12 protein-coding genes are annotated in these 15,237 nt (G+C 44.4%); 8 read left to right on the top strand and 4 right to left on the bottom strand.

Going from position 1 to position 15,237, the window contains the following annotated elements:
* The first annotated feature begins 51 nt into the window (after positions 1 to 51).
* Complete coding sequence (locus ACJJIE_RS10885; RefSeq protein ID WP_444894600.1) at positions 52 to 357, top strand: hypothetical protein; 306 nt, start codon at positions 52 to 54, stop codon at positions 355 to 357.
* 48 nt (positions 358 to 405) lie between these two features.
* Positions 406 to 816, top strand: coding sequence for a DUF4288 domain-containing protein (locus ACJJIE_RS10890; RefSeq protein ID WP_444894601.1), 411 nt, complete (start codon positions 406 to 408; stop codon positions 814 to 816).
* A 169-nt stretch (positions 817 to 985) separates the two neighbouring features.
* On the opposite strand, the gene ACJJIE_RS10895 is transcribed toward ACJJIE_RS10890, so the two are convergent.
* Positions 986 to 2,029, bottom strand: a complete 1,044-nt coding sequence (locus ACJJIE_RS10895) for an AraC family transcriptional regulator (RefSeq protein WP_444894602.1) — start codon at positions 2,027 to 2,029, stop codon at positions 986 to 988.
* A 178-nt stretch (positions 2,030 to 2,207) separates the two neighbouring features.
* Between ACJJIE_RS10895 and ACJJIE_RS10900 the strand changes: the two genes are divergently transcribed.
* The 6 genes from ACJJIE_RS10900 (at position 2,208) to ACJJIE_RS10925 (ending at position 11,813) form a co-directional block, all read left to right on the top strand.
* Complete coding sequence (locus tag ACJJIE_RS10900; protein ID WP_444894603.1) at positions 2,208 to 4,124, top strand: DUF3604 domain-containing protein; 1,917 nt, start codon at positions 2,208 to 2,210, stop codon at positions 4,122 to 4,124.
* A gap of 105 nt (positions 4,125 to 4,229) precedes the next feature.
* The gene (locus tag ACJJIE_RS10905) at positions 4,230 to 5,144 is read left to right on the top strand and encodes a peptidylprolyl isomerase (RefSeq protein WP_444894604.1); all 915 of its coding nucleotides are present in this window, start codon (positions 4,230 to 4,232) and stop codon (positions 5,142 to 5,144) included.
* Positions 5,134 to 6,195 carry a HupE/UreJ family protein gene (locus ACJJIE_RS10910; RefSeq protein WP_444894605.1) on the top strand — a complete coding sequence of 354 codons (1,062 nt, stop codon included), beginning with the start codon at positions 5,134 to 5,136 and terminating at the stop codon, positions 6,193 to 6,195. The genes ACJJIE_RS10905 and ACJJIE_RS10910 overlap by 11 nt, the downstream gene beginning before the upstream one ends.
* A gap of 224 nt (positions 6,196 to 6,419) precedes the next feature.
* Complete coding sequence (locus tag ACJJIE_RS10915) at positions 6,420 to 6,878, top strand: GNAT family N-acetyltransferase (RefSeq protein ID WP_444894606.1); 459 nt, start codon at positions 6,420 to 6,422, stop codon at positions 6,876 to 6,878.
* A gap of 536 nt (positions 6,879 to 7,414) precedes the next feature.
* Complete coding sequence (locus ACJJIE_RS10920; RefSeq protein WP_444894607.1) at positions 7,415 to 10,459, top strand: thrombospondin type 3 repeat-containing protein; 3,045 nt, start codon at positions 7,415 to 7,417, stop codon at positions 10,457 to 10,459.
* A 190-nt stretch (positions 10,460 to 10,649) separates the two neighbouring features.
* A complete protein-coding gene (locus ACJJIE_RS10925) occupies positions 10,650 to 11,813 on the top strand; it encodes an MFS transporter (protein WP_444894608.1) in 1,164 nt (387 codons plus the stop codon).
* 77 nt (positions 11,814 to 11,890) lie between these two features.
* Here ACJJIE_RS10925 and ACJJIE_RS10930 read toward each other — a convergent pair whose 3' ends face one another.
* The 3 genes from ACJJIE_RS10930 to ACJJIE_RS10940 all read right to left on the bottom strand — a co-directional run bounded on the left by ACJJIE_RS10930 (position 11,891) and on the right by ACJJIE_RS10940 (position 15,151).
* Positions 11,891 to 12,703: a hypothetical protein gene (locus ACJJIE_RS10930; RefSeq protein ID WP_444894609.1), complete on the bottom strand. Its 813-nt coding sequence runs from the start codon at positions 12,701 to 12,703 to the stop codon at positions 11,891 to 11,893.
* A 294-nt stretch (positions 12,704 to 12,997) separates the two neighbouring features.
* Positions 12,998 to 14,023, bottom strand: a complete 1,026-nt coding sequence (locus ACJJIE_RS10935) for a hypothetical protein (RefSeq protein ID WP_444894610.1) — start codon at positions 14,021 to 14,023, stop codon at positions 12,998 to 13,000.
* 33 nt (positions 14,024 to 14,056) lie between these two features.
* Positions 14,057 to 15,151 (bottom strand): hypothetical protein, encoded by a 1,095-nt coding sequence (locus ACJJIE_RS10940; protein WP_444894611.1) that lies wholly within the window; start codon positions 15,149 to 15,151, stop codon positions 14,057 to 14,059.
* Positions 15,152 to 15,237 lie beyond the last annotated feature (86 nt).

Below are 15,237 nucleotides of genomic sequence, written 5' to 3' on the forward strand. Positions count from 1 at the left end.
CTGGCAAGTTGCCTTAGTTGTTAGCCCGCACTAATTGGAACATCGTATTTTATGAACAAGAAGGCACTTGGAATTAATGAATTTATTATCCTCACCACCCTACTGGCAATGCTTGGCTTGCTGGCCATCCGGTTTTTGAATCCTGAGATGCTAAATCTGTCCATTTTCAATACTCGGGCAGGCTCCTTTTTACTTGGCTGCGCATTTTGTTACTTCACTCTAAATGAGTTCAAAACGGCCATAGCTAAAGATGAGTGGGGCCCAAACAGAATTGCAGGTATTATTCGTGTACCCCTAAATCTCGCCGCTGCTTTATTCCTGTTTTACATGAGCGCAAGCGGAGGAATTAATGCATAAGAAGAGATTATTAGCTTCCCCATCACCGGTGAGTACAAGGCAGTTAAAATGAGTAACCAGAGAATTCCTGGCAGAAATAAGAGCCCCTACGGCTGGTGGGTCGCAACAATTATAGAGAGGTTTCAATTTGATGATGAGGAACTCGACAATATGCGTCGGCGCTGTCGGGCATTCTCAAATGTTGTGATACTAAAGGCTGATGATAGAGAGCAAGCTTACCAGAAGGCCATTCAGTACGGGAAGTCCGGCATCGAAGACAAAAGTGACTGGACAAATGATAAAGGGCGTAGAGGTCGCTGGATTTTTGAGGGACTAAGCAGTCTTATTCCCATCTATGATGAACTTGATCCTGAAGGCACTGAAATCCTGTTTGACGATGATAATGGGATTACAGTTGGCAGAGTTAAGTCTTGGGTTCGAAGCAAGGAAGAGCTTGAGGCATTTGATGATACCGAATGAGAAATTCAAGTACTTTATCAGCCCCTTTAAAGACTAGACTTCCCCTCTTTTCTCTCGATAACTATAGAATAGTCCAACCAAATTTAGCTGGGTGATATGTAATATCCAATAGCCCTAGGAGTAATTAATGCAAACAAATCGACTCCTCTATTGATAAATAAAGTCGCTTTTAATCTATACAGATTTCTGTTGAAATATCTCTACGATGCTTAGTCCGAAATTCTCGTGGAGATTGCCCAGTCCATTTTTTAAAGCTTCTGGAAAAACTACTGGTATCACCGAACCCCAGTTTGTAGGCAATTGACGTGATCGGGGTATCGTTTTGCTTAAGGTACTGCACAGCCTGATGCTGGCGTATTTCATCTAGCACAGCCTGATAACTGGAACCTCTTTCTTTTAACTTTCTATGCAAACCACGGCTACTAATACCAAGCTCCTTGGCCACGACCTCTTGTGAAAAATTACCTGTAACCATCAGATCAACAAGCACTCTACTGGTCATGCTAACTATGTCATTCTTCTGCAAACGCTCCAAGTAACCAATTAGGGCTTGCTCGTTGACCCTGACCAGCTCATCGTTTCCCGAAGAGAGCTTTCGATCAACAAACTCTTGTTTAAATCTAATCTCACAAGTGTCCGCCGAAAAGTTAATTGGGCACTTATACATCAATTGATGCCGCTCAAGAGTGATAGGTCTGGGCCTCTCCAGATTAATAGAAATCAAATGACGATGTACATCAGGGCATATCTTTCTGATGGACTTTATTAGCAAAGCCATAAAGGCATCTATAGCGTGAATACTTGGATCATATGGAAAATTGTCAACTTTTTCCCAGGATACTACTACTTGTTGCCGCTCATCATGAACATTGATTCGCATAGCGGTGGTAACAACTTCTGAGAATCGAGCAGATCTTAGTAAACTCTCCCTGATGGAGCTACTGGCCAAGTGGGCATAGCTTAGAGCGTGAAGGTTTGTATGATTCACATACTTAGTGACTTGCAGGCCGATACAATCATCATCTGATATAGATTCAGCGAGCCCCCATAGTTTTTTCATATTCTCTAAAGGAATTCTCTGGTTTGCATCCACTATGCATTTGGGGTCAATTTCTGCACGCTGCAAAATTTCTTGGGTGGAACAGAATGGTTTTAGGGCCTCAATAATAGGTAATACCCAAGTTGCAATGGTCGTGTGTCCATACTCAGCCATCTACAAATGTGTCCTAATTGGTCAAGAGATTGGCTTTATTTGCAAAGAAACCTAAAAGCCAAATGATTAGCATCTAATCAATCACATCCTTATTTACCAAGATTATCCTAACGATCCTGACATGTTAAGAGGATCTAGTCGCCTAAAAGATAGCCAGCCGACGCTGGTAATTGGAAATATGAAAAATCCCATAAAAAGAATAGCACGTCTGGTAGGGGTTACATTATCCATCACTCACCTAAGTGTTGCTGCTAGTGAGCCCACTCAGGTTTTCTGGGGAGATATGCACCTTCATACCTCCTATTCGTTCGATGCCTTCTTAAGCCAAAATTATTCGGCAACTCCAGACACTGCTTATCGCTGGGCCAAGGGACAGCCGGTTATTCACCCCTACACTCATGCGAAAGTACGTATAGACACCCCCCTGGATTTTCTCGTGGTTTCAGATCACGCTGAAGGGCTGGGTGTTATGAGGGCAGTGGTGAATAAGACAGATGAGCTAGACAGCGATATGTCCTTATACCAGTCGATGATGCGCTGGTTTGCCAAGCAGCATATCCGATATAAAGTATCTATAAATGAAGGTATGGATATTTTCAATGAGTTACTGCCCGCTAAGGCTCTCGACACAGTAGCTCCCGCCGACCCTGTCCAGGACCCGGCTAACAAGTTCCCAGAGCCGGTTCTTGGTGATTTGGATAAAACCCGGACAAGTGCATGGAGCGCAATAGTCGATGCTGCAGAGCGCCATAACAACCCAGGCACCTTTACCAGTTTTATTGGCTGGGAATGGAGCTCAACCCCAACCGGGGCCAACTTACACCGGGTTGTGGTCTCCCCTGACGGGGCGGATAAAGCTAAGCAGTATCTTCCTTTTGGGGCTGATCAGAGCCAGTACCCAGAAGATTTGTGGCACTGGTTAGATGAGACATCTAAACGAACTGGCAGTGAATTCATTGCGATCCCACATAATTCCAACGTTTCCAAAGGGTATATGTTTGCAGAAACCACTCTGCGTGGCGAGCCAATTGATACACAGTATGCGCGTACACGCATGCGCTGGGAGCCCCTGGTTGAAATAACACAAATTAAGGGGGACTCAGAAACCCATTCAACGCTTTCCCCGGACGATCCTTTCGCAGACTTTGAGAATTATCCATTCTACCTACAAGCTGACCCGGAGTCGTACCGTGTCGCTAAAGGTGATTTCGTCCGATCCGCCTTACGTACAGGGCTGGAAATACAGAAAAAAATTGGTGTAAACCCTTATAAGCTGGGGTTCATAGGGTCCACAGATTCACACACTGGTATGTCAACTGCGGAGGAGAACAACTTTTGGGGCAAGTTTGCCCACGACTCAGTACCAAGCAGCAAGCGAACTAACACTGTCATTGGCGGAACCAAGGCTACAGGTTGGAACATGTCCGCTTCTGGACTCGCCGCCGCTTGGGCAGAAGAAAATACCAGAGAAAGCCTTTTCGCTGCATTTAAACGTCGTGAGGTATACGCCACTACAGGCCCTCGAATTCAGGTGCGCGTCTTTGCAGGCTGGAATTTTCCGAAACACGCTATCGATGCTGAAAATATTGCTGAACTAGGTTATTCCCATGGGGTACCTATGGGGGGTGATTTAGTGAAACCACAAGGAACTGACCAACCAATTCAGCTACTTATACGCGCGACAAAAGATCCTAAAGGAGCAAATCTGGATCGAGTTCAGGTGGTAAAATCTTGGCTGGACGCAGGGGGAAAAAGTCATGAGAAAGTAATTAATGTTGCTTGGTCTGGGGAGCGTACTCTTAATAACCAAGGTCAGTTAAAGCCAGTGGGTGATACCGTGAGTCAAGAAACGGGGCAATACACTAACAACATTGGTTCTATTGAGTTATCGACCTTGTGGCAGGATCCAAGCTTTAATGTGAACGAAAGAGCATTTTACTATGTTCGGGTATTACAAATCCCTACTCCTCGCCATTCACTTTACGATGCAGTGGCCGTAAAAGAAATTAACAACGGAAATATTCAGATACCCTCTGAAGGACCCGCTGTTATCCAGGAGCGCGCTTATACATCCCCAATTTGGTATACCCCCTGATACCGATAGGATACCTCGACGCTACAGCAAGCAAATAGCATATCTAAAAAAGTAGCTTGCATACTGATATCAATACTCTCTGCAGGTTTCAATGGAGGAAGCTTCATGCAGCGGAAATTAGAGATTCTGAAAAGGGAGCCTTTGGTACACTTTTCTATTATCGCTTTAGTACTATTCATTGTAGCAGAGTTATTAATAGAGGAAAATGGAACCAACTATGAAGACACCTTGCTTATCAGCGAGGACATACTAATTGAGCACCTTCAATTCCAGAAAAAAACATTTGATCAAAATTTTGCACGACGTTATTGGGAGGGCTTGACTCAGCCAGAAAAGTCCAACCTGATTAATGATTACATTAAAGAAGAAGTACTTTACCGAGAAGCCCTTAATCTAGGCCTACAGAAGCATGATCAGATTATACGACGGCGCCTTATTCAAAAGCTGGACTATGTAAATGGTGGCTTTTCCAGTAACACTGACATTAGTGAAGAAGACTTGGAAAACTACTTCCAGCTTCATCACGAAAAATATCGAATTGAAGCATCTATTACCTTCACTCATGTTTTCTTTGATTTTAGACGTCATCCTAAGGACAAGTTAGAGAAGACTGTTAAACAGAGCTTGAACCACTTAATAAAGCAGTCAGTTCCATTCGAGGAATCCGCCTTCTACGGAGACAGATTCATCTTTCACCGGAATTATGTAGATCGTACTCTCCATCTAGTAGCCAGCCACTTCAGCGATAATTTGGCAGAAAGCATCTTTCAACTACCATTAAATACCTGGTCCGGTCCATTTGAATCTCCGTATGGTCTACATCTAATTTTGGTTAGTGAAAACAAAACAAGCCGTCTACCCAGCTTTAGAGAAGCCTCCCCCTTAGTACTTGAGGATTATCGACGAAATAAAATGGAGGAAATTAGACAACTTAGGATACAAGAGCTGTTGGCAGGATACAGAATAGAGAGGGATACCTCGATACCATATGTACCTGTGGATATCACCTATGCCAACTAAAAATCCCTACAAGATCATCAAAGCCCTTCTATTCTTATTGTTACTTACAACAATTAGTAGTTTTAGTTTCGCTCATGATGGAAGACCGATATACATTGAGTTAAAAGAGGTCGCAGAAAGCAGATATATCCTTCGATGGAAAGTCCCGCCTATCATGCAGCCAGGCACTGAACCTGAGATACACTTAAAGGGCGAATTCTGCCAAATACAACCAGATATAACAGGGCCTGCCGGACCCAACGTGAAGAGTTACCTATGCAGGAACCCCCACCCAAATAATTTTACAAGGCTATATAATCCCCTAACAATAAAAATCACATACCCCATTGCCAACCCAGCCTTATCGAGCTTAATTCATTTTGAAAAATCAGACGGTGACACTATTAATCTCTTTAATGGCCCTAAGGTCTTAGAGATAAATTTACCTTCCACCCTAACTATTTGGGATTGCGTCAATCAATATATTGAAGCAGGCTTCTTACATATATTAGAGGGCTATGATCACTTACTATTCGTATTATGTTTAGTCTTTATCGCCAGAAATTTTAGAAGCACTTTAATAGCGATTAGCGGATTTACGTTAGGCCACTCCCTCACCCTGGGACTCGCAAGTTTAGATTTATTCACCATAAGAGTAGACGTTGTTGAAGTGTTGATCCCATTGAGCATTATGCTGTTAGCAGCAGAAATTGTATACGCGCATAATGGACAGAGTAAAACGAGTTTAACCCGACGCTATCCTGCGATTGTTGCCAGTGGCTTTGGGTTACTTCACGGATTTGGTTTTGCCAGTGCGCTAGCGGAATTAGGCCTTCCTCACAGCAATAAAATCACCGCATTATTTAGCTTTAATATAGGTGTAGAACTGGGGCAGATATTATTTGTATTGGTTTTGACTTTCTTATCATCTACAGTTCAGTGGATATTCTCGAACTGGAAGATCTCAATTTTGTATCAACACTTTCTAACACAATCAAAATACGCTATTTATCCAGTTGGAGTAATCAGCGGGTATTGGGCAATTGAAAGGACCGTTGGGCTAATTTCCTAAACAAACAATGCTTGAATCACAAAAGCTGCTTCAAGACTTACAATCTGCTATCCTCACGCAATCACACAGATCACGGCCTGCAGTAGAGGCCAGATACAAGTATGAATTGACCGCCACTCAATAAAAATTTGTCTAGCTTTGTTAGCCCACACCAAAGTCAGATACAGGCCTTTGTAGAGTTGGAGCAGTTTTCATTACCAAATCTATCACCACTGAAAATAAAGATGTTAAATTTTAGAACAGCACTTATAGAAGACCTTCCTGATTTACTTAAGCTGGAACAGTGTCTTATCGAAGCCGAAAGGCCATACAATTCATCCATTAAAGCTGAATCAGCATTCTATTATGATATGGAAAAGTTGATACTATCTGATGACTCACATCTTCTGGTAGTTGAAATCGAAGGTGAGGTTATTGGAACGGGATATGCCCAGATTCGAAGCTCAAAAATATCTCTTGATCATGAGCGGCATGCTTATCTGGGATTTATGTATGTATCACCAGCGCACCGAGGAAAGGGCATTAACTCAAAGCTAATAGAGAAATTAATTGCATGGGGAAAACAGAATGGAGTTCTAGATTTCTACCTTGACGTTTACTCTCAAAATAGCTCAGCTATAAAAGCCTATGAAAAAGTCGGATTCAAACCATCACTTATGGAAATGAAGTTAAACCTTAAATAGAAAGTTCACAGCCTATAAACCCAGGTGATGTCGATGCCCTTGGCTCACCTGATTTACACCAGGCGATTTCAAAGAGTGTTATTAAAGAAGCCTTAGCCAATATACTTCGATCTAAATACCTGCCTGCAAGATTTATAATCAACTTGAAATAGCGGGGTAATTCCCCATCTTAGTAGCGGCTTAATCAGGCTCAGAATCAGATTCCACTTTAGAAAGAGTCAAGAGCAAATCAAGCTGTCAAATTATCTATTCCATTATATTTTATGGCGTAAATTTGTCTTCACTAATTACACGCTTTATCACCCATAAATTATCCCGCCAAAATTTCGCCATTCATCACACTTTTAGTGAGAAAGAACGCATAGTTACCACACTCATAAACGGTTGTGCGCCATAACTTTAGTATTAGAAATACGCACAACCAAAATAATGACATCTATCTAAAAATAAGCCGGAGTCCAAGTGCGCCAGCATAAATGATTTATTGCAGGCGTATTTTTTATAGGTCTACTGCGCTTGTCCGACAGATAACAAAAATGGATTTTGTTCGGGAGATTATGACCATGCGTCTACCTTCGCTTATTGCGATACTATTTTCATTGGTGCTTTTAAGTGCCTGCGGTTCTGATGGAGGCCGGGGCGATGCCGCCGATGACTTGCTCCCGCCCCCTGGCGTCACAGATTCAGATGGTGACGGTATCGATGATGATAATGACAATTGTCCGGCTGTTAGTAATTCAGACCAGGATGATTTAGATGGCGACGGCAGCGGTGATGCCTGTGATACTGATGACGATGGCGACTCCCACCCAGACACTTCAGACAACTGCCCACAAACCTCAAATTCAGATCAAGCCGATAGTGATAGCGACGGCATAGGCAATGCCTGTGACAGTGATCTGGATGGCGACAATGTCCCCAACGATTCTGACAACTGCCCTGCTGATTCAAATAGTGAGCAGGGTGATATCGATGGCGACGGCGTCGGGGATGTGTGCGACAACGACCGCGACGGGGACAATTACACCGACAGCTTGGATAACTGTCCGGACGTAGCCAACCCAGACCAATCAGATCAGGACAATGACGGTATCGGCGACGCCTGTGACGAAGATAGCGATACTGACAATGACGGCCACGACGATGGCCAGGATAACTGCCCAGCCGTATCCAACCCAGATCAAGCCGACCTTGACGGCGACGGCATTGGCGATGCTTGTGACAGCGATGACGACGGTGACGGCGTAGACGATCAAGACGACAACTGCCCAACCGCAGCCAACTCCTCACAAACCGACCAGGATGGCGATGGTATAGGCGATGCCTGCGATGACGATGCGGACAGTGACGGCATCGATAACGAAGATGACAACTGCCCATCCACCCACAACCCAAGCCAAGACGATAACGACGGAGATGGCATTGGCGACGCCTGTGATAGCGACGACGACAATGACTCTGTCGATGATGAGAATGACAACTGTCCCAGCCATAGCAATACCGACCAAAGTGATATCGACGAAGACGGTGTCGGCGATGCCTGTGATAGCGACCAGGATGGTGACGGTATTGATAACGACGATGACAACTGCCCTGCTACCGCCAATTCAGACCAAAGCGATATCGATGGTGATGGGCAAGGCGATAGCTGTGACAGCGACGATGACGGCGATGGTATAGACGATAGTAATGACAACTGTCCGGCTGTTGCTAACGATGATCAAACCGATACCGACGGCGACAGCACCGGCGATGCCTGTGACAGCGATCGCGATGATGACGGCGTTGAAAATGAAAATGACAACTGCCCGCTGGTACCCAACGCAGATCAAACAGATACAGATGGTGACGGATACGGAGATGCCTGCGATGACAACACCGATGTCGACGGCGATCAGGTACCTGACAGCGTTGACAACTGTGTACTCGTCCCCAACACCGATCAAATCGATCAGGATGGAGATGGTGTCGGGGATGCCTGTGACAACGACCTGGATGGAGACGGCACCGATAACGATGCAGACAATTGCCCATCAATACCCAACTCAGACCAACTCGATAGTGACGGGGATGGCAGCGGCGATATCTGTGATAGCGACGACGACAACGACGGCGTCGATGACACAGCCGATAACTGCCCCACGGCATCCAATAGTGATCAAACAGATACCGACGGGGATTCAGTCGGTGACGCCTGCGATCCAGACCTCGATGGCGACGGTATCTTCAATGACGACGATAACTGCCCCTATGTCAGCAATACACTACAGGAAGACAGTGACAACGACGGAATCGGCGATGCCTGCGATGGCGACAACGATAACGACGGCGTAGATAACGCCTACGATAACTGCCCGGATACTGCCAACAGCGATCAGTCGGATATCGATCAGGATGGCGTTGGTGATGTCTGTGACAGCGACCGGGATGGTGACACTGTCCCGGACACTTCCGACAACTGTCCGGCTATTCCAAATGATGATCAAGCCGATCAGGACGGTGACGGCATCGGTGACGTTTGCGACGATGACAGTGATACCGACAACGATGGCCACGACGATGGTGAAGACAATTGCCCAGCCATTCCCAACCCGAATCAAACGGACACGGATGGCGACGGTGTCGGCGATGAGTGTGATAGCGATGCTGATGGCGATGGCATAGACAACACCGATGACAACTGTCCACTAACGCCAAACGACCAAACCGATACTGACGGTGACGGTATTGGGGATGCCTGTGACGAAGACCTGGATGGTGATGGCGTTAATGATGACGTCGACAACTGCCCAATGATTCCGAATCCAGGGCAAGAAGACGGCGATAACGACGGTGCCGGAGACCTCTGCGATAACGACCGCGACGATGACGGCCTTGATGATACCGTCGACAACTGCCCCGCGATTCCAAATCCAAACCAAACCGATACTGACGGTGATGGAATAGGAGATGCTTGCGATACAGACATGGATGGCGACGGAGTAGAAAATGACTCCGACAACTGCCCCCAGACTCACAATCCCGGGCAGGAAGATTCTGATAACGATGGTATCGGCGATGCCTGTGACCTCGAATCAGGACTATCCTGTGCAGCGTTTGAAGACCTGGAGATCGTTAACGGTGTAGATGCAGACCTGACTTACGGAATTGAACAGCCTTGTGATGGATGCTCTATTACTGCAGTAGAAAGGGTATTTAACGGCGTCCTGTCTGATGCTGCCAGAATGGAAGTTGTCAGCGGTGCAGGTGGATCTACCCATATTCAAATCAACCACCACTCGGTTAAAGAGGGACGCCATGTGGTCGGTTTCCTGGTAGAGCACACCACACCACTGCTGGATATCATCTACCTGAACACCATCACAATCAGCACTTACCTGGATGGAGTAGCTACAGGGGAGTCCACTAGTGGATATCGTCTGGCCCCATTCAAAGTCAACGGTGCACATAACCACCGCTTACTGCTGGCCACCACCAATAGTGACTTTGATCAAGTGAGATTGACACTGGAAGGGTTGAGCTTCACCAATAATCAATTGGATGTCTATCTCGCCTGCGCAGCGCCAATCGGCCAACCATAACTAAAATATGAGGTTAAAAGCCCCGGCTTGTCGGGGCTTTTTTATGGGGATTTATTTGCTAGAGGAGCACATAGAAAAGTTCGACAACCCCAATCCTAACTACTTATAAATCACCTACCGCTACCAGCCTTAAGCTACATTAGTTTCCGGTAGCCACGAGAAAAAACAACTCAAAACTTCTATCAATCCTTTGAATAAGCTCACTGAACCGAACTTTCACTATCTCTCCTATGGCCTGGCAACTGTCAGCTACATGACGCTGATGTTATCTATGCCTTTAAGCGACACCATCGCCTCCAGCCTGGAGGTTAAGACAAGCCAGATTCATTTGGCGATAAGTACTCTGTACCTGATGTTTTCTGCCTCCGCCATTGTTCTTAGCATGTTCTCGGATATTTTTAGTGCTGGTCGCATTTTGAAATATGCTCAGATTATGTCGATTGCTGGACTTTTCACTGTCGCCAATACACATAGCCTTTCTACATTTTACCTGGGGTGCATCCTGATAGGTGGCGGGACTGGGTGCTATTCCTCTATAGGGCGATCGGTGATGTTGCGACACGCCAGCTCTTCTGAAGCGGTAAAGAAGCGAACCTCATTTATTTCGCTGACTATTATTGTTGCCCCTATTCTAGCAACAATACTCGCCCACACTCTTATACCCATTAATTGGCGATACGCCTATTACATAATGATAGCTATTGAGGTAGCAATGCTGATTTACTCACAGCTTGCGCTCAGAAAAGATCGACAGCCCCTTTCAACGATTAAAACCATTTTAAATATATGGAAGCGCTGTCTAACAACAAAAAGCTGTATATTAAATATGTTATCAACAGGGGTTGGCTATGCACTGGTTATGCAGACAATTATCGGTAATATCCATGGAATCTTAAGGTACAGCGCGACGCTTTCTTATATGCAGTTAAACTTCGCGGTTACTGGATTGAGCGCCACCTATATACTGGGCATACTCACATTCAGATCATTGGTCAACTATGACAAACTACCAATAGTGAGGATTTTGATAACCCTACTAATACCAGTAGCTGCTGTTATCTATCTGGAGTACCACTCCACTCTAACCTTCTTGTTAGGCTCACTTTACCTCTGCTGTTTTGTTGTAGGGTTTCTCAACCCACTATCCAGCAGTTTCGCCATGGCAGAAATTAAAGGTGGCCACGGTATGGCATCTGCACTGCTCACCTTTTCTTTCGCCTTTACTTCTGCAATTTACAGCTTCTTCCAGGGCTACCTGGAAATCCCATCAGTGAAATTCGTTCCCATATCAATGACAGTCTCATTTTTACTTCTCCTGGTATTAGCCATGGCGCTAAGACAAAAGAGGTTCTAATCAGAGCTATATAGCTTTGGATAGCATACTTATTGAGCAAGCAACACGCTATTCTCCCACCAATAACAAGAATACAATTATTCCAAGCAACTTGGGCTAGCAGTATCAAATATGTTACCAAACCAAGTATTACTGGAGAGGCAAGCATCAGGAGTCTCATCTACCAAATCAGCTTCACCATTACTACCAGTCACCTGATTTCCCGAAATAATGTAGTTCATTGAAGGCGGATCCACTATATCAAAATCCATCACGATGCCAATATCTGAAGAATTCGATATCACATTCTGTATCACCAATCCATTAACAGTTGGAGGCTCTATAATAATTCCAAAAATAGATCCATCAATGGTATTCTGAATAACCTGACTGAAACTACCCGCAATGACAATCCCTGCTATGGCATTACTATTACCACTTAGTGAGTTCCCTGAAATATGACTGAAATCCCCATTGAGTTGAAAACCAATGCTACCAGGGCCACCTGAAAGAAACATTGAGCCATTAATAGAATTGTTGTCACTCTCCACTATAAAACCCACCCCTGGACTATCAGAAATCAAACCTTGAACTGAATGAAATCCATCGCCTTCTAAAAAGACAGAAATTCCACAAGTGTCTATGGTACCTCCTACTAATACAGCTCCTAAACCTTCAAGAGAGATCCCTGCGCTATCACTATCTTCACAAGTAAGTACATAACCGTTCATGTCCAGGCTTCCGGAAGGCCCTTCTATTGTGACCTGTGTTTCAAGATCACAGGAAATATCCTGACTGAGAACTTCTGCTGTCGTTATCGTATCTCCACATTGAACATCCGCCAGAGAGAAAATTGGCTTTGATATTAAGGTTATTAATAATACCAATGATGTACATGTCTTCAGGTTCATCTTTTCCTCTAGAATAAATATTTGTCAAAGAGCTTTGATATACGAACAAGAATAACAGCCTATAAGAAATACTTTAAATGGCTCCGAAATCTATACTTATGCGTTTTTAATGACGCATTAAAAGTCTTCCCACCCTACTAGAACCTTTTTATTTTCAATGTGCATATGGAAAAGCCCGAACCAGCCGAGTTATTCAAACAATCCTATCAAGTGATGCGTCACTAAATAACTCTAGGGGAATTATCGGCACGTCCGTTGTCTAACCTGATATAGAAGTGGCCGCTAAAAGCCAACTTACTGAAACCCTTGCACAGTATTACTATTTCCAAATTGAGTGGCAGTAGCTATATTACTCACTGTTCCCTGCCTTAACCCCACTTGGTTGGAATCACCATCCTGTACAACCGTTGCAGTATTAAACCCCTGAATCTGGTTAATTAAGGACTGATTAAGCAAGCCATTTAACTGGAAGGTTTCAGAAAAATTAAACTGACTCGTTTGCCCTGTCGCAGCAACATTGATACCGCCGCGCTGTTCGGTAATTGCAGTATTGAATTCACCCACCTGATCATGAGTCGCCTCAAGGCTAGTACCACTTTGCAGGATATAACTATCATTTCCCAGAATTTCTTGAGTAACTGTTACGAAGTTATTATTACCACGCTGAATTACAAAAGAACTGGAGCCGACGACAAACTTTTGCTCAATTTCCACTCTAACAGCATTTCCCACCTGGACGCCAGCAGCATAGCTGTCACTCGCGGTAGTTTGTGATATGTTAAATCCTCCATTGTCACCCGCTTGAAAAAGAACCGCTACATTTCCAAAGCTATTATTAACCTGAAAAATTCCAGAACTACTATTATTACCAAACTGCCGAACAACAGCCGAATTATCAGCGGCATTGGTCTGTAAGATGGAAACATCAAGTCCTATTCCACTCTGCAAGACAAAAGCAGAGTTATTTTCAGAATTAGCTTGAAATGAATTAACCGTGCTCATCGTGCCAAACTGATACTGAACAGAGGTTGAGTTAGTTGTGACACCCCCCTGCTGTGCAGAGGCAGATAGATTGCTACCAATCTGCCTCTGTACAATAGTGCTAGATTCTGTCAAAAAAATCTGAGTTGCCGTAGCCTCATTATTGGCACCAACTTGTAGTTGAATGATAGTACTTCCATTCACGCCAGGATCACTCTGATCAGCTTCTGCCGTATTACCTTCACCAATCTGTATGAGCTGATAGGTATTATCAGCTGCTATCCCTGCTGCACTGTAAGTCGAAAACAGAACACAGGCCGCAAGAGAACTGTACTTCATGAGTGGTTACTCCCTTTCATCTGACAATATTGATTACTGAAGTCCTAAAACTGTGTTGTTGTCACCAAACTGGGAGGAATTAGCCAAATTCCCCACTGTAGCCTGACTCAAACGGGTAGAGTTCGTATCCCCAGCCTGTGTTGCAATAGCTGTATTGAATGCCTCCAGCTGCAAAACAAAAGCATTGTTACGAAATCCACTCAATTGCAGCATCTCTGATGTACTAAAATCTCCACTTTGAGCCAATTCAGCAAAATTTAAAGCTCCAAACTGCTGGACTAACCCAGCACTAAAATTACCTATTTGATCCTGCATGGCGTCCAGACCAATACCGTCCTGAACTCCAACACTTAAATTACCTATATTCTCTTGCCTAACTGCATAAGAGTTTGCGGTATTTTTTTGACTCACAAGTGAGGACGAACTCGCAGCTGTACTCTGAGCTACAAAAGAACGCAATTCATTACCCGACTGCACAACAAGAACACTATTGGCCACCCCTAAATTCTGATCAACATTCGAATCATTTCTAGACCCAAACTGAAAATTAACTACAGAATTCTCAAAACCAATATTTTGTGATACTCCACTTCTATTGGAATCGCCAATTATCGTTACTCTTATAGAGTCACTGACACTGCTATCCTGTGTTAAACTTGAGTTATTTCCGTCACCAATTAAAAATGTGCTAATATCTCCAGCTACCACACCGGCTTGAGACGAGCCAACATTGTTATTGGTACCAACTTGTGTAATAGCAATACTCGATTGTGCAGTACCCGTTTGACGGATATTTTCGGCACTATTGTTGTTCCCAATCTGTATAATGGTAATGGTGGACGATATAGCTGCGCTCTGGTTAGATTCGGTAGAGTTACTGGCACCCAGCTGTAACTGATAAATCTCACTAGACTCGGTAAACAACTGCTGCTCACCTGTCACCTCATTGTCATTACCAATCTGTACCTGGCTAATCTGGCTATTACTAACCGTTAAATCACCTTGCTCACCCGTTGCTGTATTTCCTGACCCCACTTGAATGAGGTTATAGGTATTATCGACAGCTACAGAGGATACACTGGCTAGCACAAGTAACACACCTACCGAGAGAGGCTCAAATTTAGTCATCACTAAACCCTTTGGGAGAAAAAATTGTCTCATATTGTGAGTTTTAGACAGCCTCCCCATATAATGAGGGAGGCTGGATCTCCTAA

This window comes from Microbulbifer maximicatervae (SeqCode), assembly GCF_052467325.1.